The organism is Rhizobium leguminosarum bv. viciae USDA 2370 (assembly GCF_002008365.1).
Lineage (GTDB): Bacteria > Pseudomonadota > Alphaproteobacteria > Rhizobiales > Rhizobiaceae > Rhizobium > Rhizobium leguminosarum.
This window is the reverse complement of record NZ_MRDL01000013.1, coordinates 33,577-55,222: the sequence shown is the minus strand read 5'-3', so window position 1 is coordinate 55,222 and position 21,646 is coordinate 33,577. Positions and strand designations below refer to the sequence as shown.

23 protein-coding genes and 1 tRNA gene are annotated in these 21,646 nt (G+C 60.5%); 9 read left to right on the top strand and 15 right to left on the bottom strand.

Going from position 1 to position 21,646, the window contains the following annotated elements; genetic code table 11:
• Positions 1 to 27: 27 nt before the first annotated feature.
• A complete protein-coding gene (gene gatC / locus BS629_RS05900) occupies positions 28 to 315 on the bottom strand; it encodes an Asp-tRNA(Asn)/Glu-tRNA(Gln) amidotransferase subunit GatC (protein WP_003558942.1) in 288 nt (95 codons plus the stop codon).
• Positions 316 to 384: 69 nt separating this feature from the next.
• Positions 385 to 1,089 carry a metal-dependent hydrolase gene (locus BS629_RS05895; protein ID WP_018241822.1) on the bottom strand — a complete coding sequence of 235 codons (705 nt, stop codon included), beginning with the start codon at positions 1,087 to 1,089 and terminating at the stop codon, positions 385 to 387.
• A gap of 179 nt (positions 1,090 to 1,268) precedes the next feature.
• Between BS629_RS05895 and ruvX the strand changes: the two genes are divergently transcribed.
• Complete coding sequence (gene ruvX / locus BS629_RS05890; RefSeq protein ID WP_018241821.1) at positions 1,269 to 1,763, top strand: Holliday junction resolvase RuvX; 495 nt, start codon at positions 1,269 to 1,271, stop codon at positions 1,761 to 1,763.
• Here ruvX and BS629_RS05885 read toward each other — a convergent pair.
• From BS629_RS05885 to BS629_RS05880, 3 genes are all read right to left on the bottom strand, one after another.
• Complete coding sequence (locus BS629_RS05885; protein ID WP_018241820.1) at positions 1,700 to 2,032, bottom strand: DUF6105 family protein; 333 nt, start codon at positions 2,030 to 2,032, stop codon at positions 1,700 to 1,702. The two genes, ruvX and BS629_RS05885, sit on opposite strands and share 64 nt — an antisense overlap.
• A complete protein-coding gene (locus BS629_RS39125) occupies positions 2,029 to 2,202 on the bottom strand; it encodes a hypothetical protein (protein ID WP_026188374.1) in 174 nt (57 codons plus the stop codon). Before BS629_RS39125 ends, BS629_RS05885 begins: the two co-directional genes overlap by 4 nt.
• Positions 2,203 to 2,331: 129 nt before the next feature.
• Complete coding sequence (locus BS629_RS05880) at positions 2,332 to 2,991, bottom strand: TetR/AcrR family transcriptional regulator (RefSeq protein WP_018241818.1); 660 nt, start codon at positions 2,989 to 2,991, stop codon at positions 2,332 to 2,334.
• Between the two features lie 248 nt (positions 2,992 to 3,239).
• Here BS629_RS05880 and map point away from each other — a divergent pair, with 248 nt between their 5' ends.
• From map to BS629_RS05855, 5 genes are all read left to right on the top strand, one after another.
• Entirely contained in the window at positions 3,240 to 4,076 is an 837-nt protein-coding gene (gene map, locus BS629_RS05875) for a type I methionyl aminopeptidase (RefSeq protein ID WP_018241817.1), read from the top strand.
• Between the two features lie 7 nt (positions 4,077 to 4,083).
• Complete coding sequence (radC, locus tag BS629_RS05870) at positions 4,084 to 4,911, top strand: RadC family protein (protein WP_026242395.1); 828 nt, start codon at positions 4,084 to 4,086, stop codon at positions 4,909 to 4,911.
• A 118-nt stretch (positions 4,912 to 5,029) separates the two neighbouring features.
• The gene (sthA, locus tag BS629_RS05865; RefSeq protein ID WP_026188372.1) at positions 5,030 to 6,436 is read left to right on the top strand and encodes a Si-specific NAD(P)(+) transhydrogenase; all 1,407 of its coding nucleotides are present in this window, start codon (positions 5,030 to 5,032) and stop codon (positions 6,434 to 6,436) included.
• A gap of 34 nt (positions 6,437 to 6,470) precedes the next feature.
• Positions 6,471 to 7,274: an endonuclease/exonuclease/phosphatase family protein gene (locus BS629_RS05860; RefSeq protein WP_018241814.1), complete on the top strand. Its 804-nt coding sequence runs from the start codon at positions 6,471 to 6,473 to the stop codon at positions 7,272 to 7,274.
• A 159-nt stretch (positions 7,275 to 7,433) separates the two neighbouring features.
• Positions 7,434 to 9,203, top strand: a complete 1,770-nt coding sequence (locus BS629_RS05855) for a B12-binding domain-containing radical SAM protein (RefSeq protein ID WP_018241813.1) — start codon at positions 7,434 to 7,436, stop codon at positions 9,201 to 9,203.
• 133 nt (positions 9,204 to 9,336) lie between these two features.
• Here the strand turns inward: BS629_RS05855 and BS629_RS05850 are convergent, their stop codons facing one another.
• From BS629_RS05850 to BS629_RS05830, 5 genes are all read right to left on the bottom strand, one after another.
• On the bottom strand, positions 9,337 to 9,759 hold the full coding sequence (locus BS629_RS05850; RefSeq protein WP_018241812.1) for a nuclear transport factor 2 family protein: 423 nt from the start codon (positions 9,757 to 9,759) through the stop codon (positions 9,337 to 9,339).
• 272 nt (positions 9,760 to 10,031) lie between these two features.
• On the bottom strand, positions 10,032 to 11,516 hold the full coding sequence (gene tig / locus BS629_RS05845; RefSeq protein WP_018241811.1) for a trigger factor: 1,485 nt from the start codon (positions 11,514 to 11,516) through the stop codon (positions 10,032 to 10,034).
• Between the two features lie 200 nt (positions 11,517 to 11,716).
• Positions 11,717 to 11,801: transfer RNA gene (locus BS629_RS05840), tRNA-Leu, on the bottom strand.
• A 153-nt stretch (positions 11,802 to 11,954) separates the two neighbouring features.
• On the bottom strand, positions 11,955 to 12,545 hold the full coding sequence (locus BS629_RS05835; RefSeq protein WP_018241810.1) for a GDYXXLXY domain-containing protein: 591 nt from the start codon (positions 12,543 to 12,545) through the stop codon (positions 11,955 to 11,957).
• Complete coding sequence (locus BS629_RS05830) at positions 12,542 to 13,645, bottom strand: DUF2157 domain-containing protein (RefSeq protein ID WP_018241809.1); 1,104 nt, start codon at positions 13,643 to 13,645, stop codon at positions 12,542 to 12,544. Before BS629_RS05830 ends, BS629_RS05835 begins: the two co-directional genes overlap by 4 nt.
• A gap of 872 nt (positions 13,646 to 14,517) precedes the next feature.
• Between BS629_RS05830 and BS629_RS05825 the strand changes: the two genes are divergently transcribed.
• The 3 genes from BS629_RS05825 (at position 14,518) to trmFO (ending at position 16,665) form a co-directional block, all read left to right on the top strand.
• Positions 14,518 to 14,664 (top strand): DUF1127 domain-containing protein, encoded by a 147-nt coding sequence (locus tag BS629_RS05825; RefSeq protein WP_010067591.1) that lies wholly within the window; start codon positions 14,518 to 14,520, stop codon positions 14,662 to 14,664.
• A 293-nt stretch (positions 14,665 to 14,957) separates the two neighbouring features.
• A complete protein-coding gene (locus tag BS629_RS40465; RefSeq protein ID WP_003573524.1) occupies positions 14,958 to 15,101 on the top strand; it encodes a DUF1127 domain-containing protein in 144 nt (47 codons plus the stop codon).
• Positions 15,102 to 15,231: 130 nt separating this feature from the next.
• Positions 15,232 to 16,665 (top strand): methylenetetrahydrofolate--tRNA-(uracil(54)-C(5))-methyltransferase (FADH(2)-oxidizing) TrmFO, encoded by a 1,434-nt coding sequence (trmFO, locus tag BS629_RS05815; protein WP_018241807.1) that lies wholly within the window; start codon positions 15,232 to 15,234, stop codon positions 16,663 to 16,665.
• A gap of 103 nt (positions 16,666 to 16,768) precedes the next feature.
• Here the strand turns inward: trmFO and BS629_RS05810 are convergent, their stop codons facing one another.
• The 5 genes from BS629_RS05810 to yajC all read right to left on the bottom strand — a co-directional run bounded on the left by BS629_RS05810 (position 16,769) and on the right by yajC (position 21,491).
• The gene (locus tag BS629_RS05810; protein ID WP_018241806.1) at positions 16,769 to 17,236 is read right to left on the bottom strand and encodes a hypothetical protein; all 468 of its coding nucleotides are present in this window, start codon (positions 17,234 to 17,236) and stop codon (positions 16,769 to 16,771) included.
• 71 nt (positions 17,237 to 17,307) lie between these two features.
• Positions 17,308 to 18,165 (bottom strand): phytoene/squalene synthase family protein, encoded by an 858-nt coding sequence (locus BS629_RS05805; RefSeq protein WP_018241805.1) that lies wholly within the window; start codon positions 18,163 to 18,165, stop codon positions 17,308 to 17,310.
• A gap of 2 nt (positions 18,166 to 18,167) precedes the next feature.
• Positions 18,168 to 18,554 carry an Mth938-like domain-containing protein gene (locus tag BS629_RS05800; RefSeq protein WP_018241804.1) on the bottom strand — a complete coding sequence of 129 codons (387 nt, stop codon included), beginning with the start codon at positions 18,552 to 18,554 and terminating at the stop codon, positions 18,168 to 18,170.
• A gap of 3 nt (positions 18,555 to 18,557) precedes the next feature.
• Positions 18,558 to 21,098 (bottom strand): protein translocase subunit SecDF, encoded by a 2,541-nt coding sequence (gene secDF / locus BS629_RS05795; protein WP_018241803.1) that lies wholly within the window; start codon positions 21,096 to 21,098, stop codon positions 18,558 to 18,560.
• Between the two features lie 45 nt (positions 21,099 to 21,143).
• Positions 21,144 to 21,491 (bottom strand): preprotein translocase subunit YajC, encoded by a 348-nt coding sequence (yajC, locus tag BS629_RS05790; protein ID WP_003558894.1) that lies wholly within the window; start codon positions 21,489 to 21,491, stop codon positions 21,144 to 21,146.
• Between the last annotated feature and the right edge of the window lie 155 nt (positions 21,492 to 21,646).

Sequence of the window (21,646 nt, the reverse complement as noted above, 5' to 3'; positions counted from 1 at the left end):
ACAGGGTCGGAAAGAGGCTTCGAAGCCTTATTCGACGACTTTCGGCACCAGGAAAAAATTGTGATCGGTGACGGGCGCATTGGCGACGATATCGGCTGCCTTGCTGCCGTCGGTCACCTCATCGGTCCGCTTCTTCATCGCCATCGGGGTCACCGAGGTCATCGCCTCGACGCCGTCGACATTAACTTCGGAGAGTTGCTCGACGAAGCCAAGGATGCCGTTGAGCTCGCCGACCATGCGATTTGCCTCGTCCTCGGAGACGGCAATACGGGCAAGGCGGGCGACGCGCTTCACGGTGGCAAGATCGACGGACATGGCATTCTCCGGATAGGATTTTTCCTACCCGCTATAAAGGCCATGTCCGCCTGACGCAACGGGGTTTCGTCAGATCGACAGGCTCTCGGAAGGCTTGATCGCCCTCACATCCGTCTGCGATCCCTCCATGCCGGCAATGAATTTTTCGGCCGTCTGATCGATGATCGGGAAGGTGCCGTAATGGCAGGGGATCGCGGTCTTGAAGTTGAAATAGCGCCGGCAAGCGAGTGCAGCCACCGCGCCGCCCATGGTGAAGCGGTCGCCGACCGGCACGAAGCCGATATCGGGCTGGTGCAATTCGTTGATCAGCGCCATGTCGGAGAAGATGTCGGTATCGCCCATGGCAAGGATCGAGGCTTCGTCGTCGAAATGCAGCATCAGGCCATTGGCGTTGCCGAGCGCATGCGAGACGCCGTCCTCAGTGATCTGGGCGGAGGAGTGCAGTGCATTGGTGAAGGTCGCCGAGAAACTGCCGAGCGCGATGGTCCCGCCGGTATTGCCCATCTCGATCTTGTCGACGCCCTTGGAGCCGAGCCAAGCGGCGAGATCGGCATTGGCGAGAACGACGGCGCCGGTTTCCTTGGCGAGTGCCACGGTATCGCCGACATGATCGCCATGGCCATGCGTCAACAGGATGTGCGTGATGCCTGCGGAAACATCCTTGATATCCTGGCCGGAAAAGGAGGCGTTATAGCTGAGGAATGGGTCGAGCAGGATCTTCGCCTTTGATGTCTCGATGCGGAAGGCGGAATGGCCGAGCCAAGTGATCTTCATGAAATGTCTCCTTTATTACGTGATGCAAAGCCGGTTTCGATGCCACATCAAAGAATGAGGACATGATGTCGTCCGAAAACCGCTCACACTTTTCGGCGTCATGCCCTAAGGACATATCTTATGCGGCCGCAAAGAAAAGCGGCGGCGACTTCAATTTGTTTTGACGGGATGAAACGGCGATGACGGTGCTGACAATCGAGGAAATGGCCGAGACGCTTGCCCCGCGACAGGCAATAGCCGGCCTCGATCTCGGCACCAAGACGATCGGGCTTTCGATGTCCGATCTCGGGCGGCGTTTCGCCACGCCGCGCACGGTGATCCGCCGCGTCAAGTTCACCATCGATGCACAGGCGCTATTGGACTTCGCGGCAGCGGAAAAGGTCGCAGGCTTTGTCATCGGCCTGCCGATGAACATGGATGGATCAGCAGGTCCGCGCGTGCAGGCAACGCGCGCCTTCGTGCGCAATATGGAGCAGAAGACGGCGCTGCCTTTCGTCTATTGGGATGAGCGGCTTTCGACGGTCGCCGCCGAACGGACGCTGCTCGAAATGGACGTCTCGCGCGCCAAGCGGGCCGACCGGATCGATTCGGCCGCCGCAAGCTTCATCCTTCAGGGCGCGCTCGACAGGCTTTCCTTGCTGGGAAGGTCTGATGGAGATGAATTCAGCGCCTGACGCGCTTTCCACCAGGCGATGATCGACTTGCGCTTCCGCAGGCCAAGGATGGCGAAGACCACGAGGCTGTCCACCGCGATCGCGCGGGCAACGAGCGGCGGGATGGTCTCCGGCGGAATGCCGAGCGCCTTGCCGTAAAGCTCGAACGTCAGGTCATGGACCTGCCGCGTGAACATGAAGATGCCGAAACTCATGTCGTAATAGGAGAGCCAATACCATCCGCCCAGAAAGACGATGGGGCCGGCCCAGAAGATCAGAAACCACTTCATGCGGCCTCTCCTCCATGCTTGCGCGCCACGGGCAGATCGAGGGAGACCAACCAGGTCGACAATGCCATGATGCAGAGCACCAACGTCGGAATTGCGATATCCAGCGCCAGGACTGCGAAAAACATCATCACCGTCACCAGAAACGCGGCTTTAGCGATCTTGGTTGCCATGGGCGTCAACTCGGGGCTCTACTCATACATCTCTGCTCACCGCCACACTGTCGGCTTAACCAGCCCCACGCAATGTAAACCATTTGTTAAGGTTAACGCAGGCCCGCCCCCCCTGTGGATGAGTAGATCTCAGCCGTAGACGCCGCGCACGATGCGCTTCAGCGCCGTCGCCGCCTTCTCCCAGTCCTTTGATGTCTTCAGCGACAGGCCGGCGCACTGCCCGCCGGCTGCGGCGGCCAGCACGAGGTGCTGGATCGCCGCGATGATGACGGCGTTGACCGCTGTTGCATCCACGCCCTTCGGCGGCGCCAGCGAGCCGCGCATGCGCTCGAGCCAGAGCGCGAGCGCCTTCGAACGCGCTTCCGACAGCCGTCTCACCTGTTCGGTGTTTTCCGAAATCTCCCAGGCGAGGATGCGGCGCATCAGCGGATCGTTTCTCAAGGCGTCGAGGAGGAGAAGCGACAGCCGCTCCATCAGGTCGCCATAGGTAAGCAGGAACATGCCGCCGGCATCTTCCGGGATTCGATCCTTCACCCATGTGCCGAGATCGGCGCCGATCGCCTCGACCAACCCGTCGAGGCCGCCATAGTAGCGATAGATCAGCTGCTTGTCGCAACCAGCGCGGCGGGCAACCGCATTGATGCCGAAATTCTGGAAGCCTTCCTCGGCCAGCAGGCCCTTGGCGGCGGCAAGGATTGCGCGCTCGGTGGCGCCGCGATCACGCACGCGCCGTTCCGGCTCTCCGTTGGCCCCGGGTGAATTTTCAAGATTTACCGCTTCATTCAACACGACCGACCCTTCCCCGCTGTCACCAATCGGTGAGTAGCGGGGAGGCTTCACGCAATCAATCCTATCCCTTTGGGAAGATTGTGGATATTCCAGCCGGACCGTTGATTGTCCGTCGAACGGATGTGGAAAGCTGCACGCTGGACTGATCGGATCTGTCTAGAAATCTCGTCCTGGCGGTTGATCGTGATGGACGAACCCGGCATAGCTGCATTATGAACAAATCTAATAATCTCCGCTAAGGCCCTGCAATGGTGAACTATATCGAAGCCTCTACCGCGCCCCCGAAGAATACTGGCGCCATCCGGCTTTATGACGCTGAAGCATTCGAGGGTATGCGCAGGGCATGCCAGCTGACCGCGCGTTGCCTCGATGCGCTTGCTGACATCGTCAAGCCCGGCCTGCTGACCGATGAAATCGACCGGTTCGTCTTCGATTTCGGCATGGATCATGGCGCCTATCCGGCGACGCTGAATTATCGCGGTTACACCAAATCGACCTGCACCTCGATCAATCACGTCGTCTGCCACGGCATTCCGAACGACAAGCCGCTGCGTGACGGCGATATCGTCAATATCGACGTCACCTTCGTGCTCGACGGCTGGCATGGCGATTCCAGCCGGATGTATCCCGTCGGCGTCGTCAAGCGTGCTGCCGAGCGGCTGCTCGAGGTCACCTATGAATCACTGATGCGCGGCATTGGCGCCGTCAGGCCCGGCGCCCGCACCGGCGCGATCGGCGAGGCGATCCAGACTTATGCGGAAGCCGAACGCTGTTCGGTGGTGCGCGATTTCTGCGGCCATGGCGTTGGCCGGCTGTTCCACGATTCGCCGAATATCCTGCATTATGGCCGCGCCAACGAGGGGCCGGAGCTGCGCGAAGGCATGATCTTCACCATCGAGCCGATGATCAACCTCGGCCGGCCGCATGTGAAGGTGCTCGCCGACGGCTGGACCGCGGTCACCCGCGACCGCTCGCTGTCGGCCCAGTACGAACATACCGTCGGTGTCACCTCCGATGGCTGCGAGATCTTCACGCTGTCGCCGGGTGGGCTCGACCGCCCCGGCCTGCCATCGCACAACGGGTGACGATTCGATGGCGAAAGGCCCCGTTTCGACATCTTCCGACGACGAGATGCCTTTCGAGACGCAAGAGCCCATTGCCGCCGACGAACGCTCATTCTTTGGCGGACGACCGCAGAAACCGTCCGCACCAAATGCCAGGACCGCCCTGCCCGCTTCGCTTGCCGGCCATGAACATTATCATGGCCATCGCGAGCGGTTGCGTGACCGCTTCCGTGAGCTGGGCGACACCGCGCTTGCCGACTACGAAATCCTCGAGCTGCTGCTTTTTCGCCTGATCCCGCGGCGCGACACCAAGCCGATCGCCAAGGCGCTGATCGAGCGGTTCGGCTCGCTCTCCGGCGTCTTCGGTGCGCCTGCGGCGCTGCTGACCGAGGTAAAGGGCGTCGGCGAGGCCGTGGCGCTCGACCTGAAGCTGATCTCGACTGTCGCCCACCGGACCTTGAAGAGCGAGCTCAGGAGCAAGCAGGTCATGTCCTCGTGGTCTTCGGTCATCCAATATTGCCATGCCGCCATGGCGCACGAGACCCGCGAACAGTTCCGCATCCTCTTCCTCGACAAGCGCAATGTGCTGATCGCCGATGAGGTGCAAGGTCGCGGCACGGTCGACCACACGCCGGTCTATCCGCGCGAGGTGGTGAAACGCGCGCTCGAGCTTTCGGCAACGGCGATGATCCTGGTGCACAACCATCCCTCCGGCGACCCGACACCGTCGCGCGCCGACATCGACATGACCAAGGTGATCATCGATGCGGCCAAGGCGCTCGATATCACCGTCCACGACCACGTCATCATCGGCAGGGATGGCCATGTCAGCCTGAAAGGGCTGAAGCTGATCTGAAAGGCACAGGTCCGGCGGAATCGGCGGCTGTAAAACAATCTGTAACATTGACCGGCTAACGATGGACGGGCGACATTTTGCGTCGCAAAATGATTCCTTTCCAATCCGGGGCTTGATGATGCTTCAGTACGATCTCGTTGTGGTGGGCAGCGGTCCCGCAGGGCGCCGCGGCGCGATCCAAGCGGCAAAACTCGGCAAGAAAGTGCTGGTCATCGAGCAGGGCAAACGTGTCGGCGGCGTGTCCGTGCATACCGGCACCATTCCTTCCAAAACGCTGCGCGAGACCGCACTTAATCTTTCCGGCTGGCGCGAACGTGGTTTCTACGGCCGGTCTTACCGCGTCAAGGAAGAGATCAGTGCAGATGACCTGCGCCGCCGCCTGCTGATTACGCTCAACCACGAGGTCGAGGTGCTGGAACACCAGTTCGCCCGCAACCGCGTGCAGCATATTCGCGGCAAGGCGAGCTTCATCGATGCGTCGACGCTGCAGGTGATCAAGGATGACGGCGAGACCACGCAGGTCACCGGCGCCAGCGTGCTGCTTGCCGTCGGCACAAAGCCTTTCCGCCCCGATTACATACCCTTCGACGGCAAGACCGTGCTTGACAGCGACGAACTGCTCGACATCCAGGACCTGCCGCGATCGATGGTCGTCATCGGCGCCGGCGTCATCGGCATCGAATATGCGACGATCTTCAGCGCGCTCGACACGGCTGTCACCGTGATCGACCCGAAGGCGACAATGCTCGACTTCATCGACAAGGAAATCATCGAGGATTTTACCTACCAGCTGCGCGACCGCAACATGAAGCTGCTGCTCGGCCAGAAGGCCGACAAGGTGGAGACGCTTGAGAATGGCAAGGTCGAGCTGACGCTCGACAGCGGCCGGCGCCTGACGACCGACATGGTGCTTTTCGCCGCCGGCCGCATGGGGGCGACCGATGCGCTGAACCTTCAGGCCATCGGCCTCGAAGCCGACAGCCGCGGCCGCCTCAAGGTCAATCCGGAAACCTTTCAGACATCGGTTGCCAATGTCTATGCCGCCGGCGACGTCGTCGGCTTTCCGAGCCTTGCCTCGACCTCGATGGAACAGGGCCGCATCGCCGCCCGCGTCGCGATCGGCGCGGTCGCCAAGGAACCGCCGAAATATTTCCCCTACGGCATCTATGCCGTGCCGGAGATTTCGACCTGCGGCCTCACCGAAGAAGAGATGAAGGAGCGCGGCATTCCCTATGAATGCGGCATCGCCCGCTTCCGCGAGACGTCACGCGGTCATATCATGGGCCTCGACACCGGGCTTTTGAAGCTGATCTTCTCGCTGAAGACGCGCCGCCTGCTCGGCGTGCATATCGTCGGCGAAGGCGCCACCGAGCTGGTGCATATCGGCCAGGCGGTGCTCAATCTCAAAGGGACCGTCGAATATTTCGTCGAAAACACCTTCAACTACCCGACGCTCGCCGAAGCCTACAAGATCGCTGGGCTCGATGCCTGGAACCGGATGGGCGACATCAAGTCGGAACTCTAAGTCCGTCGCGTAGACAGCAAATCCGGGAACGACATTGCGCATCATTTCCCTGAACGCATGGGGCGGCAGACTGCATGAGGCTCTGATCGGCTATGTCAGGCAAGCAGATCCCGATGTGCTGTGCCTGCAGGAGGTGCTGCGGACGCCGGGTACGAGCTGCGGATGGTCGATCTATCGGGATGTGGGGCTGGAGCTGCCGCAGCGCTTCAATCTCTTTACCGAAATCAGCACCGCCCTGCCCGGCCACGACGGCTTCTTCTGCCCCACCTCGAAAGGCGAGCTTTTCGATGGCGATACCGTCATTGTCGCCGAATTCGGGCTGGCGACCTTCGTGCGCAAAACCCACTCCGTCATCGCCCAGGGGCTGGACTTCGTGCATGGCCGTTTTTCCGCTGATGGTTGGGGCGAACATCCGCGACCGCGAAACGCCCATTGCATCCGCCTCTTCAGCCATGAGCATGCTTCAACCATAACTATCGCCCACATGCATGGCCTGCGCGACCCCGCAGGCAAGGGCGACACCGCAGCGCGCGACGAGCAGGCCGTAGCGCTGATCAGGCTCATCGAGCGCGTCTGGCCCGGCGACGAAAGGCTCGTCGTCTGCGGCGATTTCAACGTGCTGCCCGACAGCGCGACCTTTACGATTCTTGCCAGACTCGGGCTTTCCGATCTCGTCACCGGATACGGCCTTGTAGACACGCGAACCTCCTACTATCTGAAGCAGGGCCGCTTTGCCGACTACATGCTGGTGACACCGGAGGTGAAGGTTGCCAAATTCGAAGTGGTCGTGGCACCCGAAGTCTCCGACCATCGCGCATTGCTGCTCGATATCGGGTAGTATATTGAGGAATGATACACTTCACGGAGCGTTTGCGCGCCGTGCCGTTTTTTACGCCTTAGTTTGACCTCCTAAATCGCATTGATGTGTCGTGCCTGCTATATGCCTTCAACGCCATTTTGCCTTCGGGCAAAAGCTTCTAAAGAAAGATAGATACTCTTGTCCCATGTCTTAGAAGCTGCGCGGCGACGTTTTCAGCTGATCCTGATCAAGCCGTCGCATTATGACGATGACGGCTACGTCATCCGCTGGTGGCGGGCGATGATCCCCTCCAATTCGCTTGCGGCTCTTTACGGCATCGCCGCCGAATGTGCCGAGCGCAAGGTGCTCGGCGACGATACGGCGATCGACATCACCGTGATCGACGAAACCAACACCCGGATCGATGTCGCCGGACTGCTGGCGCAGTTCAAGCGCCACGACAATTTCGGCATGATCGCGCTCGTCGGCGTCCAGACCAACCAGTATCCGCGCGCCCTCGATATCGCCCGGCCGTTCCGGGATGCCGGCCTGCCGGTTTCGATCGGCGGCTTTCATGTTTCCGGCTGCCTGTCGATGCTGGATGGCAAGGCGGTCGGGCTCGACGCCTGCCGCGACATGGGCATCTCGATGTTTGCCGGCGAGGCCGAGGGCCGGCTCGACATGGTGCTGCGCGACGCCGCCGCCGGCGAACTGAAGCCGCTCTACAATTTCATGAACGACCTTCCGGGCATCGGCGGCACGCCGGTTCCCTTCCTGCCGAAGGACAATATCCAGCGCACGCTCGGGCTCAGCACCAGCTTCGATGCCGGGCGTGGCTGTCCCTATCAGTGCTCGTTCTGCACCATCATCAATGTGCAGGGACGCAAGTCACGCTTCCGTTCGGCCGACGACGTCGAGAAACTGGTGCGAATGAACTGGGCGCAGGGCATCCACAAATTCTTCATCACCGACGACAATTTCGCCCGCAACAAGGATTGGGAAGCGATCTTCGACCGGCTGATCGAGCTCAAGGAGCGGGACGGCATTCCGCTCGGCCTGATGATCCAGGTCGACACGCTCTGCCACAAGATCCCTAACTTCATCGAGAAATCCAGGCGCGCCGGCGTCACCCGCGTCTTCATCGGCCTCGAAAACGTCAATCCGGACAATCTGACCGCCGCCAAGAAGAACCAGAACAAGATCACTGAATACCGCAAGATGCTGCTCGCCTGGAAGGCACAGGGCATCATGACGCTTGCCGGTTATATCTTGGGCTTCCCGGCCGATACGCCGGAATCGATCCGCCGCGACATCACGATCATCCAGGAAGAGCTGCCGCTCGACGTCATCGAATTCTTCATCCTGACGCCGCTGCCCGGTTCCGAGGACCATCAGGTCCTGTGGAAGAAGGGCATCGAGATGGATGCCGATCTCAATATCTACGATGTCGAGCACGTCTGCACCGCGCATCCCAAAATGAGCAAGCAGGAATGGGAAGACATCTACCACGAGGCCTGGTCGCTCTATTATTCGCCTGATCATATGAAGACGCTGCTGCGCCGCGCTGTGGCGACGGGGGTACCGCTCGCAAGGCTTGTCAAGGTTCTCGTCTCCTTCGCGACCACCGTGCCGCTAGAAAACGTGCATCCGCTGCAAAGCGGCCTGCTGCGCCTGAAGACCCCGTCGGAGCGGCGCCCGGACCTGCCGCGCGAGAATCCGCTGGTCTTCTGGCCGCGTTTTGCCTGGGAAACCTTCAGAAAACATGCTTCGCTCGCCGGCACGATCATTGGCTTGACGATTTCGGCATTCCTGATTTCAAGGGATGCGAAGTCGAAGACCTATATGGATCAGGCCCTGACGCCTGTTGCCGACGACGAAGAAGAAACGCTCCACCTCTTCACACAGACCGCCGGCGGCGCCGCAGCCGTCAGCCATGTCAGGAAAGTCGCGCAACTGACAGCGCATTGAGCGGTAATTCTTGAACGCGGATGACGCCCGAAAACATGGCGGCATCAAACTCTAAGCCAATGCATGCCGCTAAAGCGCGTCGCTTGAATCAAGTTTGACAACGCGCTTTGAAGGCTCCGAATTCAGTGGCCGTTTAAGCGACTTGGATCATCTGGGTCGTCTCGGCCACTTGCAGCGTGTCGACGAATTCGACGATCTTGACGGGTTTCCCATCCCGGAAATGGATCTTGTCGACGAATTCCGTATGGAAGCTCACGCCCGATGGGATATGCCTGACCTCGCCTTCGCGATGGGCAAAGACCATTTGCTCATCTTCGTCCACATAGATGCCGGCTGTCCTGATATTCGATAGATCCCACACTGTGATGAGCTGGGTTATCGCTTGGCGAAAAGCATGCCCGCTTGATTCAGTCGAAAAAGGCGCCATCCGTGTATTGCCGACCATGCGAAAGGTGCAATCCTCGCCGATCAGCGCCAGCGTAGCGTCGACATCGCCGCGGTCACGCACAGCATAAATTTCTTCCACGAGCTTCTTCATGTCATGCTTTGCAGTCATTTTCAGGTCCCTCCACCATCAGCGAAATCTGCATCTAATTATACTTAAATGCAACCCTTTGTTGTTCACAGTGAATAAACACAATGGAGTAGGCGACGAGAATGAAACTGCCCTGTATAATAGAAAAAGGCCCCGCACGATGGCGAGGCCTTCCAAACTTTACTGCATGATTCCTTAAATCGGAATCCGATTTCAGGATGCGGCAATTCAAAGTGTTACAGCGTCCTTTGCGCGTCTAAAATGACGCGCGGCGCTGTAGGACTGAAAAGCGATTATTCGGCGCTTTCGTCAGCCGCCTTCTTCTTCGGAGCAGCCTTCTTCTTCGGTGCGGCTTCTTCGCCTTCACCGGCGTCAGCTGCTTCTGCCTTGGCGGCAGCCTTTTTCTTCGGCGCGGCCTTCTTGGTCTCGGCCTTCGCCTCGCCTTCTTCCTCGGCGAGCAGCTCTTCCTTCGTCACCTTCTTGTCGGTGACGTCGATTTCGGTCAGCAGGTGATCGATGACCTTCTCTTCGAAGATCGGCGCGCGGATCGACGCGGCGGCACCCGGCTGGCTGCGGAAGAATTCGAGGATCTGCTTTTCCTGGCCCGGATACTGGCGCAGCTGATCGTAAATGGCGCGCTGCATCTCGTCTTCGCTGACCTCGACGCCGGCCTTTTCGCCGATTTCGGAGAGAACGAGGCCGAGGCGAACGCGGCGCTCGGCGAGCGTCTTGTATTCCTCTCGAGCCTTCTCCTCAGTCGTGTCTTCGTCCTCGAAGGTCTTGCCGGACTGGGCGAGGTCGTTGTTCACCTGGCTCCAGATGCCGTTATATTCGGCGTCGACGAGCGAGTTCGGGGTCTCGAACTTGTACATCTCGTCGAGCTGGTCGAGGATCTGGCGCTTCAGCTTCTGGCGGGTCAGCGAGCCGTACTGCGATTCGATCTGGCCACGGACGATTTCCTTCAGGCGATCGGCGGATTCGATGCCGAGCTTGGAGGCGAGTTCGTCGTTGATCTCGACATCGGCAGGTGCTGCGACTTCCTTGACTGACACGTCGAAGGTCGCTTCCTTGCCGGCGAGGTTTTTGGCCGGGTAGTCGGCCGGGAAGGTCACGGTGATGGTCTTCTCAACGCCGGCCTTGACGCCGACGAGCTGGTCTTCGAAGCCCGGAATGAAGCGGCCGGAGCCGAGCACCAGTTCGGCGCCCTGGTCGGTGCCGCCTTCGAAGGCTTCGCCGTCGACCTTGCCGACATAATCCATGGTGATGCGGTCGCCGTTCGCGGCCTTGCCGGTCTTGGTCTCGTAGGCGCGGGCGCTTTCGGCGACCTTCAGGACCTGCTCGTTGACTTCGTCGTCCGAGATGTCGATGACTTCGCGCGTGACCTTGATGCCCTTGACCGACTTCAGTTCGATCGGCGGCAGAACTTCATAGGAGAGCGTGAATTCGAAATCCTGCTCGGCAGCGAGGATCTTGTCGGCTTCGTCCTTGTCTTCCGTCATGGCGATTTCCGGCTGCGTGGCCGACTTCTCACCGCGGCTGGACAGGATGGCGGCCGGCTGCTCGCGGACGATCTCGTTGACGAGGTCGGCCATGATCGACTTGCCGTAGACCTTCTTCAGGTGAGCAGCGGGTACCTTGCCCGGACGGAAGCCGTTGATGCGAACCTTGTCCTTCACATCTGCAAGACGCTCATTCATCTTGTCTTGCATGTCCTTGGCCGGGATAACGACCTTGATTTCGCGCTTCAGCCCTTCAGCGAGCGTTTCGATAACCTGCATGTCTTCCTACCTTCATTTCGTGGCGGCCGTGCCCAGACGCCGTTCGTTTCGATGAGCACGACGCCGGCGATCCTGCCGCGCGTGGCTTTTCCCAATTCCTGTATCATTCCGCCCAAAGGGGAACGGCACTCGCGGGGTGTTCGGGACAACTCTCGGCTGCCCTAAGCCAACCGATTTCAGTCTCCCGCCTGCAAACAGCTTGGTGCGGGTAGAGAGACTTGAACTCCCACGCCTTGCGGCACCAGAACCTAAATCTGGCGTGTCTACCAATTTCACCATACCCGCGTTCACAAAACCGCATGCCTATGCCTGCGCATGAGGCCTTCCGGAGCGCGGCGTCTCTATATCACCCGATTTGGTCGAGGCAAAGGAAAAATGAACGGCAAATGACAGGGGACCTGCGGCCCTGCAGCCGCCCTCCTCCGAAGTGCCGTCGGATCAGTAAAGCGGCTCGTCGTAAACCGCCTTGCCGTCAACGAGAAGGCTGCGGATTTGCGCGCTTCCATCAGCCGAGACACGCACCGATATTGCGACATTGCCGTCGTTGCGGGCCTCCTCGATCGGCTTGCCCTTGCCTTCAGGAACGTAGTAGCGCTCGATGCCGTATTCGACACGCATATTGTCCCCGGCGGCAAGTGCGCCACTATAAAATGGCAGGCTGCGCAGGATCACCGTCTCCGGCTGCGGAGGCAGCTCGTGGAAGGACGATTCGGTGACTGTCCAGAAACCGTCCTCCTGCTTCTTCAACCGAACCCATAACACCCGTTCGCCAACCTCGGCCGGAATCCCGCCGGAAACCGTCTGAACCGGCACTGAGGAAATGTCGTAGTTCAAGACGACATAATCGCCGCGCAAGAAATCGCGCGGATCGACGGGCGCCGTCTTCAACAGCACCTCGGCGCCGTTGCTGAGGATCGACGCCCGGCTCTGGATGATCGTGCCGAGGATAAGGGTCTGCAGACCGGCGACGATGATGGCCGAAAGCAGATAGCCCTTGCCGGATTGCAGCTTTGCCATGAACGAGCTCATGCGCGCTCCCCCTGGGCATTCGCCGAAAAACGCCGTTCGAGACGGATGACCATCCAGGCGACCAGCGCGACCACGAGACCGGAGAAAAGGAAGAGGCTCGACGTGCCGAGGATGGAGCCGACGGTGACGGAGGCGAGATAAAGCATCTCGGCGGCAAAGGTCGCATAGGCGAGATATCGCACCGCGCCGTTATCCCTGCCGTGCAGGGCGATCGCCAGCACGGAAGCGGCAAGCGTCGCCACTCCTAGCACCACCAGCCGCCAGCCATCCTCGATCTCGATATGCAGCAGCAGGAAGCCGATTACAGCGACAAGGAAGCTGTAGAAGGCCGGAGCCGCACTGGCGCTCCTGATCAAGGAGGCGATACGCGGGAGCGGCACCGCCGTCAGGACAAAGGCCGCCATTCCGCCGATCGCGAAGGCTAGCGCCACGGCGATCTCCTCATAAAGAGTATAGAGCCAGGCGAGCCAGCCGATCAGCAGCAGATAGGCCAGATGGCGAGCCCGCTCGGCGCCGGTATACCGCACCAGCCCGATGACGATCACCGCCATGAGAGGCGCCATCCAGGGATCGAAGCCTATCCAATGTGTGTCGTTGTTCTCAAGATAGACGGCGAAGGACGCCCAGGAGAGGAAGCCCGCGACGACTGCCACGGCACCCGAACGGAACAGGATCGCCGAGATCGTCGCGATCGCGAACCAGAGATACATCACCGTCTGCTCGTCGCCGGAGAGGTGATACATCTGCCCGACCAGCGAGATGGCGCCGCCGAAACTCATAGCGCCGATGACCAGCAAGCCACCTGCGGCCGCTGTCGCGCCGCGGGCAAGCATCCGGGCAGCGGCGATATGCACCAACCAGATCAGGGCGAGGATGCCGCCGACGCGGACAAGGCGCGGGATAGCTTCCCAGTTGGAGGCGACGACCAACAGGATGGCAGCGGCAAGCAGTACCGCCGCCAGCGCCATCAGCACCCTGCCGAGGCTGAAGCTTGCAGGGCGGCTGTCATATTCGGCGAGAAGCGCACCTGCCGTTTCCTGCCCGAGCAGGCCCTTGCCCACCCAAAGCGAGAGATCCCGCTCCAATCTGCCGCGATACATGCTCAACCCCTTGATTTCCGGAACGTCGACTGCGGCGCTGCGGCTCACGCCGTTATAGACGCAGCTAGGGCGTTCGCAAACGCTGTTGCGACAAACATACAAGTTCCTCATTGGTCTAAATAGTATCGAGTGTTAACCGGCCGCTAACGGCAGAAGCGCTAATATAAGCTTATGGTCGGAGAGGCATGCGATCCTTGCATATCCCCCATGAATTTATTGCACTGCACAATACTCATTAGTCATACTATTGATCAGAACATCGAAGCGCGGGGATGGCGCCCCGGCCCGGCTCCAGCCGGATGCCCGCGGATGCTTTGTCCGTGACGAGATTCGCAGCTGCGCACTCCTCCTCCCAGCGCGCTGCGATAGACTGGCAACACTCCTCCTCCCAGTTGTCAGTCACCATCACACGCCCGCCGGATCCTCCCCCGGCGGGCGTTTTTGTTGAGCCAAAGCTTTATTAAAGCATTGATGGTTGAAGGATTTTCGTCGTGTGACGCCGTCAATGCCACATTGCGTCACACCGCCCCACCAACCCCGTGAACAGATGCGCGACTTCCGATCCGAAGCGGAACGCCTCTTTGTTGCAGAAGGACGGGCGGAACTGGCGGAGGGAGCGGCGTTCTCCGCTGCGGCACCCCATTCGCCCCTCCAAATCGACCTGCTCTCCTAAAAGTCATTCTGCCTATTCGTTGACCAAAAAACGGTAAGTCTGCGTCAAATACCCTTTGAGCATTGCATCATTTGCATGGGTGATCTGAAAACTTGGCTGTTTTAGTCTTTCGCGCCGCAACATATATTCCGGTCATCAAATAGAGGTCAGCGCCGATCGGTGGCTGCTGGCAGATGAAACCCTCGGAAAGGGGCTTAACATGAACTTCTCTCGCTCTTTCAATAACTGGCGCAAGTATCGTCAGACCGTCACGGAACTCGGCCGCATGACCAACCGCGAATTGCACGATCTCGGCATCGACCGTTCGGACATCCATCGCGTTGCCCGTGAGGCTTCTTCCCGCTAATTCAAGGCGATCGCCGCTCCTCCCAAGCACGATTGTTCTCGATCGAAACGCCCGCTGTACCCACAGCGGGCGTTTTCTTTTGTCTGCACGTGGTGGCCGCGGCGGTTGCATGTTTTCCGCTTGATTAGCCCGCTCAAAAAATATTCACCGCCTAATTGTCGAGCATCACATTGCACAATTGCATGGCAGACGCCTTTTATTTGCACTGCACAATCGGACTGATATCGCCTATATAAACATCAACCGCAGAGAGACAGGCGATCCCGCCGTCCCGCGGACATAGGAAGAAGACAATGAACCCGATCCGCATTGCAAAAAGCTGGCTCAGCTACCGTCGTACGCTCAACGAACTCGGCGGCCTTTCCAACCAGACCCTGTCCGATATCGGCGTCAGCCGCTACGACATCCGCAATATTGCATCCCGCTCGTTCCGCTAATAGCGAGTACGATGCTTCCAAGACGGCGCCACGAAGGCGCCGTTTTTGATTCCGGGGTACTGGGCCACGAAGGCGCCGTTTTTGATTCCCGGGTGTTGGATCGCACCTGCCGACATGATATCAGCCCAGGATGAACACGATCTCCTCCTATTCCCCCATCCACGTCGTCGGCGGCGGGCTTGCCGGTTCGGAAGCCGCCTGGCAGATCGCCAGTTCCGGCGTTCCGGTCATCCTGCATGAAATGCGGGGGGTGCGTGGCACGGATGCGCATAAGACCGACGGCCTGGCCGAACTTGTCTGTTCCAATTCCTTCCGTTCCGACGATGCGACCAGCAATGCCGTTGGCGTCATCCATGCAGAGATGCGCATGGCGGGCTCGCTGATCATGACCGCTGCCGATCGGTGCCAGGTACCGGCCGGCGGTGCGCTCGCCGTCGATCGTGACGGCTTCTCCGAGGCGGTGACCAAGGCGGTCCATGACCACCCGCTCATCACCGTCGTGCGTGAAGAGATCACCGGCCTGCCGCCCAGTGACTGGGATCTTGCCATCGTTGCCACCGGACCGCTGACGGCGCCGTCGCTCGCGAGCGCCATCCAGGCAGAAACCGGCGAGGATTCGCTCGCCTTCTTCGACGCCATCGCGCCGATCGTCTACCGCGAGAGCATCGACATGGATATCTGCTGGTATCAGTCGCGCTACGACAAGGTCGGGCCTGGCGGCACCGGCAAGGATTATATCAACTGCCCGATGGACGAGGCGCAGTACAATGCCTTCGTCGACGCGCTGATATCAGGCGACACGGTCGGTTTCAAGGAATGGGAGGGCACGCCTTATTTCGACGGCTGCCTGCCGATCGAGGTGATGGCTGAACGCGGCCGCGAGACACTGCGCCACGGACCGATGAAGCCGATGGGGCTGACGAACGCGCATAACCCGACAGTCAAGGCCTATGCCGTCGTGCAGCTGCGGCAGGACAATGCACTCGGCACGCTCTACAACATGGTCGGCTTCCAGACGAAGCTGAAATATGGCGCGCAGGCGGACATTTTCAGGATGATCCCGGGTCTGGAAAATGCGGAATTTGCCCGTCTCGGCGGCCTGCACCGCAATACCTATATCAACTCCCCAACCCTGCTCGACCGGTCACTGACGCTAAAATCGCGGCCCGGCCTGCGTTTTGCCGGCCAGATCACCGGCTGTGAGGGTTATGTGGAAAGCGCTAGCGTCGGGCTGATGGCCGGGCGTTTCGCCGCCGCCGAACGCAAGGGCGAGGCGATCTCGCTACCGCCGGCGACGACGGCGCTCGGCGCGCTGCTCGGCCACATCACCGGTGGGCACATCGTCACCGACGAGGAGCCGGGCAAACGATCGTTCCAGCCGATGAACATCAATTTCGGGCTGTTTCCGGAGCTCCAGCCGGGCTCGATCGTCAAACCTGAAGGCGTCAAGCGCTTCCGCGGCAAGGACAAGACGATTATGAAGCGGCAGTTGATCGCGCGGCGTGCTCTTGCCGACTGCGCGACCTGGCTCGGTCAAGAACCGACGCTTGCCGAAAGCGCCTGACCGGCGTTTTCAAGTGCATCGGACCCGGCTCGTGCGACCCGCGTGAAGTCTTTGCTTTTATGCATGTCGCCCAAAAGCGCTGCACACTTTTGGGCGACCTGCATTACTGCTTGGTCGCGGCCGAAATATTGCCGGGCGGCAGGTCCTTATCCGGCTCGGCGATATAATTGCCGAGCAGCCAGAGCGAAACCTCCGAGGCTTCCTTGGCGGAAGCGAATTCGAAATCGCCGTTGTGATAGGGTGCATCGAGGAAGTCGATCACCAGTCCCCGGCCCGTCTCCGATCCCACGACACGCACCCGACCCGGCTCGATCAGATGGCAGGCGAAATGGCGCGACATGTTGCGCATGAAGCCCGCCTTGTTGTCGTGCAGGCGCACGAAGACGGCCTGACCATTTTCCGTCGTCTGCAGCTGACGGATCGCCTCGTTCGGAAAGGCGCGGCCGAACTCGATGATGGCGAGGCCCGTGTCATGCAGGCCGTCTTCCTTGTTCTGCGCGGCCATGCGCGTTGCCACGAAAGCAATGAAAATGACGATGGCGAAAAGGACGCACCAGACGATAATGCCCACGCCGAGTCTCCGTTCAAAGGGTAGCGGTGGAAGCCTTGTAGCGCGCGAGACTTGCGCGAATTTGACCGATATCAGATTTTTCGGCGTGCGGCAGCCAGCCCCATCCGCAGCTGGCGGCGCCATTGCGGCAGCTGCAGCGGCCGGTCAAACAGCAAGGCGCCCCGTTTCTGCGCCGTGATGAGCACCGGTTCGGCAATCGTCGCCGGCAGAAAGGCCGGAAAGACAGCCAGCGCAATCGGCCCCGCCGCCCTCGCCTTTGCCAGATGTTCGCGACCGAGGCCGGCGAAGGCCTCGATGGCGGCAGAAATGCGCGGCCGGTCTTCGCCGGCGAGGAAGGCATCGCGGTCGAGACCGGTGGCGGACAGGATCTGCAGCGGAATATAGATCTGGCCACGGCGGCGATGCAGCGGCATCAGCAGCAACAGCCCGGCGACCGCTTGGGCGACGCCGGCATGGCCGGCGGCGTCGGCCGAGCGTGCGGCCTCCTCCGGCGAAAGCACCAGGCTTGCGAGCTGGATCAGCGCGGATGCCGTTTCGCCGGCATAGCCTTCAAGCGAAAGACGTGTCTCCATCGGATCGTCATAGAGATCGAAGGTGCGGGCCCCGATCATGTCGATCAGCGTCTTGCGCGGCAGGCGGTGCGTTTCAATCGCCATCAGAAGCGCCGCGGCGACGGGATTGGCCGCCGTCGAGCCGTGTGCGCTGCCCTCCAGAAGATCGTGCCAATATTGTAGCCGCACCTCCCCGGGCAACGGCTCGTGCACGAGATCGCGGATGCGGGCAAGCTCGGCATTGAAGGCATAGAGAGCCGCAAGCGCGCCGCGCTTTTCCTCTGGCGACAGCAGACAGGCGAGGTAGCGGTCGCGATCGCTCTCACGCAGCATCGCCAGGCAGATCTCCTGGTTCGTCGCAATATGCGCTTCGGTCATCGTCAGACCGCAATCAACGCCGCGGCGACGGCACGTTGCTCGGCGAGCATGATATTGAAGGTGCGCACTGCGGCCCCGGTGCTCATCGGATCGGAGGAGATGCCGCGCGATTTCAGCGCCAGCTTCAATTCCTCGGGCAGGCGGCGAAGCTCGGTACCGGTGCCGACGAGCAGAACCTCGATATCACTAGCCTCGTCAAGCACGCGGCGGAAATTTTCAGGCGACAGCGGTTTCGACATATCCATGTCCCAGCCATGAATGCCGGAGGGCAGGCAAAGGATGGAGCCACGATGCGACATGTCGGCAAAGCGAAAGCCGCCATTGCCGTAAGCATCGATCGGAGCGCGGCCGGGGAAATGCGCGGCGCGGATTTCTATGCCTTTTGCCATGTTTCAAACCACCGTGCCGGATTTTACACCGGCATCCGTCTTGTTGCTCTCTTCCCCGTCGGGAGCCTCCGGCCGCAGCCGGAAGACGATCAAGACAGGAGCGGCGATATAGATCGAAGAGAAGGTGCCGAGAGCGACGCCAAAGAGCATCGCAAAGGTGAAGGAGCGGATGACTTCGCCCCCAAAGAGAAAGAGCGCCAGCAAGGCGGTCAGCGTCGTCGCCGCGGTTAGAACGGTGCGCGACAGCGTCTGGTTGATCGAGGCATCGATCAGGATCGGCAGCGGCATCTTCTTGTATCGCTTGAGATTTTCGCGCATTCGGTCATAGACCACGACCGTGTCGTTCAGGGAATAACCGACGACGGTGAGCACGGCGGCGATGCTCGTCAGGTTGAACTCGATACCGGTGAGGACGAAGAGACCAAGCATGATGATGACGTCGTGCAGCGTTGCGACGATGGCGCCGACCGCGAACTGCCATTCGAAGCGGATCCAGATGTAGATCAGGATCGCGGCTAGTGCTGCAAGCACGCCGAGCGTCGCCATCATCGTCAATTCGCCCGAGATCGCGGGTCCGACGACGTCAACGCGGCGAAAATCATAGTCCTCCTGGAGCTCGCCGCGCACCAGCGTCGCCGCCGACTGCTCGGCATTTTCGCCGCCGCCCTGGGAAGCGATGCGGATCCGCGCGTTCGACGGTCCGCCCGTGCGCTCGACGCGCACGTCGCCGAGATTGAGATCATTGAGGCGCGAGTGGAGATCGGCGATGTCGGCATTGCCCTGCTTCGCCGTCACCTCGATGAGCGAGCCGCCAGTGAAATCGATGCCGAGATGCAGGCCGACGGTGGCAAAGGCGGCCATGGCAATCAGCGAAATGACCGCCGACGCCGTAAAGACATAACGGCGGATTCCCATGAAGCGGATATTGGCGTGTTCAAAAAGATGCGCCAGAACGCTCTTCGGCAGATGTCGAGGATGGCGCGCTCTCAGCCAGACGGCAACGATCGAGCGCGTCAGGGTGAAAGCCGTGAAAACAGTCGTCAGGATGCCGACCGCCAGCGTCACCGCGAAGCCGCGGATGGATTCGCTGCCAAGGAAAAAGAGGATGATGGCGGCGATGAAGATCGTCACATTCGCATCGATGATCGTTGCAAATGCGCGTGAGAAACCGCGGCCGACGGCCTCCGCAAAGGAATGGGTGGTCTTCTCCTCTTCGCGGATACGCTCGTAGATCAGAACGTTCGAGTCGACCGCCATGCCGACAATCAGCACGATGCCGGCAATCCCGGGCAAGGTGAGCGTCGCGCCGGCAAGGCTCAGCACCGCAACGATGAGCATCAGGTTGAAGAAGAGCGAGACGACGGCGATGATGCCTAGGATGCGATAAAGCGCGATCATCAGTGCCGCGACCAGCACGACGGCGACGAGACCGGCAACAAGGCCGCTGAAGATGGAATCGGCGCCGAATCTCGGGCTGACGCTGCGTTCCTCAACGCTGGTCAGCGTCGCCGGCAAGGCGCCGGCGCGCAGCATGATCGCAAGGTCGCGGACGCCATCTTCCGAGAAATTCGCCGAAATCCGGCCCTCACCGCCGGTGATTGCCGCATCGATAACCGGTGACGACATCACCTGGTCGTCGAAGACGATGGCAAGGTGCTTGCCGATATTCTGCCCCGTCGCCTGCGCCAGCCGCTGCGTACCTTGCGCATCGAGACGGTAGGCAATCGCGGTATCCTGCGTCTGCTGATCGACGACAGGCTCGATATCGACCATGTTGCTGCCGGTGACGAAAGCCGTGCGGTCGACCAGATAAGGTACCGGCGGGTCGTCAAGCGAATAGAGCACCTGCGATGTCGCCGGCCAACGGCCGTTCAGCGCCTCCTGCCCCGACATGCTTTCGTCGATCAGATGAAAGGAAAGTTTGGCCGGCTGGTTCAGGATGTTCTTCAGCCGCTCAGCATCGACCGATCCCAGCACCTGCACGACGATCCGGTCGGCGCCATCCGGGCGAACGAGAAAATTATCATAGCCGAATCCGGCGATGCGGCGGCCAACGATATCGAGCGACCGGGTCCGCGCGGAAGCGACGTCAGCGGTAATGCCAGCGTCGGAAATCTGCAGCGAGAGCTGCCCCTCCGCGCCCTGCTGCAGCGCGACCCCAGGTCCCGAATGTCCGCCAACCGTCGTCAAAGGCTTCAGGAGATCGACCGCCGCCTGTGTCTGCGCCGGATCGGTGATGCGGACGGTGACGGTCTGGTCATTGCCGGTCAGCCCGGTATAGCGGATGCCAGCGCCGCGCAGCGCGTTGCGCACATTGGCGACCGCCTCTTCCAGGCGGTCCTTGACGATATCGGAACGCTCGACCTTCAGAACGATATGCGAGCCGCCCTGCAGGTCGAGACCAAGCACTACGCGGTCGTGCCGCAACCAATCCGGCAGGGAGGATCGCTGCGCCTCAGTCAACAGATTGGGCGCAGCGATGGCGATGGCCGCAAACGCGACCAGCCAAATCAGAAGTGTTTTCCAGCGGGAAAAATGCAACATTCTCTCGACGATCTTCCGATCCGGCGGTCCTGCCGTTATCGCTTGTTACGCCGCGTCGGCCTTGACCGGTTCACCCTTGACGCGAATTTCGGAGATGCCGCTGCGGACGATGCGCACGCGCACGCCATCGGCGATCTCGACTTCGACTTCCTTTTCGTCGACAACCTTGGTGACCTTGCCGACGAGACCGCCGCCGGTGACGACCTGGTCGCCGCGACGAATTGCCTTCAGGGTCTCCTCACGCTTTTTTGCCTGTGCGCGCTGCGGACGGATCAGCAGGAAGTACCAGACGACCATCAGCGGCACGAACAGGATGATCATTTCGAAACCGGAACCGCCGAATCCCGTTGCGGTATCGGTCGCGCTCTGGGCGAATGCCGGGGTGATGAACATGCTAAACTCCTCAGGCTTGGGCGGCGGAACTCCGCCTCTCTTTTCAGGTTGCCGGACTATAGTTACCGCTTCGATGAATGCAACAGAAACAGCCGGAAACAGTACCGATTCCGCTGCCTCATAACCTTTCCGCCGTCAAAACGCCATGCTACCCG